The 3,075-nt window shown below is 51.3% G+C and carries 2 protein-coding genes; both read left to right on the forward strand.

Annotated elements, in window-relative coordinates; all coding sequences use genetic code 11:
• Nucleotides 1–215: 215 nt before the first annotated feature.
• Nucleotides 216–1,466, forward strand: coding sequence for a ribonucleotide-diphosphate reductase subunit beta (locus tag GYB81_RS23535; protein WP_024308997.1), 1,251 nt, complete (start codon nucleotides 216–218; stop codon nucleotides 1,464–1,466).
• A gap of 107 nt (nucleotides 1,467–1,573) precedes the next feature.
• Entirely contained in the window at nucleotides 1,574–3,022 is a 1,449-nt protein-coding gene (locus GYB81_RS23540) for an ATP-dependent nuclease (protein ID WP_161866693.1), read from the forward strand.
• Nucleotides 3,023–3,075 lie beyond the last annotated feature (53 nt).

Raw genomic sequence — 3,075 nt, forward strand, 5'->3', positions numbered from 1 at the left:
CGGATAAATCCGCTCCTACCCAAGCCTTGCCCCTCTCACAAATTCCCGCCCCTCCTCCTTCGGGTCGAGCGGCAACGGTCAGCCAGCAATCCACCGCCTGCTGACCAGTGGTACCCGTTTACCCTTGCGCGCATCACGCAACGGAACATAATTCAAATTATCTGTATATCCATACAGGCCGGTTCGTTAACCGGCCCTCACGCAGGAGCCAAGCCATGCTGAGCTGGGATGAATTCGACAAGGAAGACGGCGCAGAAGCAGCCGCCGCAAGCAACGCCAACGCACAGAGCGCCGGCACCAACTTCGACAAGCTCGACAGCGAAGCTGCCGGCTCGGTCGAGCAGGCCCGCGCCGTCGACGCCAACGACTCCGACGCCGTCGCCCGCGCCAAGAAAGCCCTGAACGACCTCGACATCCAGGAAGGCCTGGACGACCTCGAAGGCGCCGCCGCGCGCGTGCAGGTCGGCGACAAGCAGATGATCAACGCCCGCGCCGACCTCAACCAGCTCGTACCCTTCAAGTACGACTGGGCCTGGCAGAAGTATCTGGATGGTTGCGCCAACCACTGGATGCCGCAGGAAGTGAACATGAACGCCGACATCGCGCTGTGGAAGAGCACCGACGGTCTCTCCGAAGACGAGCGCCGCATCGTCATGCGCAACCTCGGCTTCTTCTCCACCGCCGACAGCCTGGTCGCCAACAACCTGGTCCTGGCCGTGTACCGCCTGATCACCAACCCCGAGTGCCGCCAGTACATCCTGCGCCAGGCCTTCGAGGAAGCGATCCACACCCACGCCTACCAGTACTGCATCGAATCGCTGGGCATGGATGAAGGCGAGATCTTCAACATGTACCACGAGATCCCGAGCGTCGCGAAGAAGGCCTCCTGGGGCCTCAAGTACACCCGCTCGATCTCCGACCCGAACTTCAACACCGGCACCCCGGAAACCGACCGTCAGTTCCTCAAGAACCTGATCGCCTACTACTGCGTACTGGAAGGCATCTTCTTCTACTGCGGCTTCACCCAGATCCTCTCCATGGGCCGCCGCAACAAGATGACCGGCACCGCCGAGCAGTTCCAGTACATCCTGCGTGACGAGTCCATGCACCTGAACTTCGGCATCGACGTGATCAACCAGATCAAGATCGAGAACCCGCACCTGTGGGATGCCCAGATGAAGGACGAAGCGACCCAGATGATCCTGCAGGGCACCCAGCTGGAGATCGAATACGCGCGTGACACCATGCCGCGCGGCGTACTGGGCATGAACGCGGCCATGATGGAGGACTACCTCAAATTCATCGCCAACCGCCGCCTGACCCAGATCGGCCTGAAGGAAGAGTACCCGGGCACCACCAACCCCTTCCCGTGGATGAGCGAGATCATGGACCTGAAGAAGGAGAAGAACTTCTTCGAGACGCGAGTGATCGAGTATCAGACTGGTGGGGCGTTGAGCTGGGATTGATGTCAGTTTGAAATCACGCTAGATTCACCCAACACCTGCCATGGATGTTGGGGTTGAAGCTTAAATAGAAAGCCCCGCCTAGTGCGGGGTTTTTTATTGAGAATAAAATGGCTGACCTAACAAATAAACTTTCAAGCAAATATTCTGAAAAAAACCGCTACAACAACTTTGGCCCATGCATTCGAAAGTTTTACATAGATGGGTTTCGAGGTATCAACAAGGTAGAACTGACGCTAGACTTTCCCATAACGGCCATCTCTGGATTAAATGGTGCAGGAAAGAGCACGTTAGGACAACTAGCAATTTGCGGATATAGAAAACCCAGCACTACCACAGAATATAAACGCCATTACATAAAAGACTTTTTCCCAATCTCACCTGCCGACCCAAAGCCGATATCTGACGATGCCAAAGTCGTATTCCACTACGAAACAGATGACCATAAAAAGACACAAGAAGTAACTATCTCTCGAGTAAACTCAGCATGGTCAGGCTACAAGCGACAACCGGAACGCCACTGTTACTACGTGGGGTTTACAGTTTACATACCCAAGGTAGAAAGACGCGATCTCAGCGTATATGGCGGAAGAGAGCTTAAATTCACAGAAAAAAGAGAAATAGACAAAGAAGTCATAAAGAAAATGGCCAGAATAATAGGCCACAAATACGACGACGTAACCTTCCAAGGTGTTTCGCACAAAGATAAAACCTCTGAAATTGGAATAGCTTCACGTCTAGGCTACTCATACTCTGAAAATAACATGGGCTTTGGCGAAGGCCGAATTCTTTACACAGTTGACAAATTGGAAAACTCACCAGAACAGAGTCTTTTCATTTTAGAAGAACCAGAAACATCTCTACACGAGAGTGCCCAGCATGAATTTACAAAGTACCTCATTGATGTATGCCAAAGACGCCACCACCAAATAATCTTATCCACACACTCTAGCGTAATACTCAACGCTTTACCTCCAGACGCAAGAAAGTTGATAACTCGAGACGCGAATGGAGTAGAAGTCAGAAATAAAATATCGGCCTGCCATATCCGAGCCATCCTCTCGTCAGGCCACGTCAGAAACCTGGACATTTGCGTCGAAGATATTTTTGCAAAGATACTTCTAACAGAAGCCATACGAACGAAAAGAAAAGACATTCTAAAAGCTATTGCCATACATGACATAGGAGATAAAGATGCAGTTAGAGAGGCAGTCCATGTCTTAAACAAGACAGGAAAAAAATCTATTGCTGTCCGAGATGCCGATGTAGGCCAAGACATAAAAAACCACCTTCTATCATTCCCCGGAAGCCGCCCTCCGGAAGTAGAGGTATTCACTCACCCAGTTGTCAGTGCTGCAATAAAAGAAAAGTACGGCATTGATATAAACTGGATACTTGAACGTGACGACATCAGCGATCACCATAAAATCGCCAAGCACGTAGCCCAAGAAGCAGAGACAGAAGAGGAGGTTATTCGCAGCTTTGCGATAGAGAAATATATAGGCGAAATATCAACAGAATTTGACGATCTAATTTTTCAGATCCAGAAATACCTTTAAGCCCAAGGTAATCGGGGACAGCGAGTAGCCCGGACAACCACCGCAAACGGTGG

The sequence above is a fragment of the Pseudomonas yangonensis genome (genome assembly GCF_009932725.1).
GTDB lineage: Bacteria > Pseudomonadota > Gammaproteobacteria > Pseudomonadales > Pseudomonadaceae > Aquipseudomonas > Aquipseudomonas yangonensis.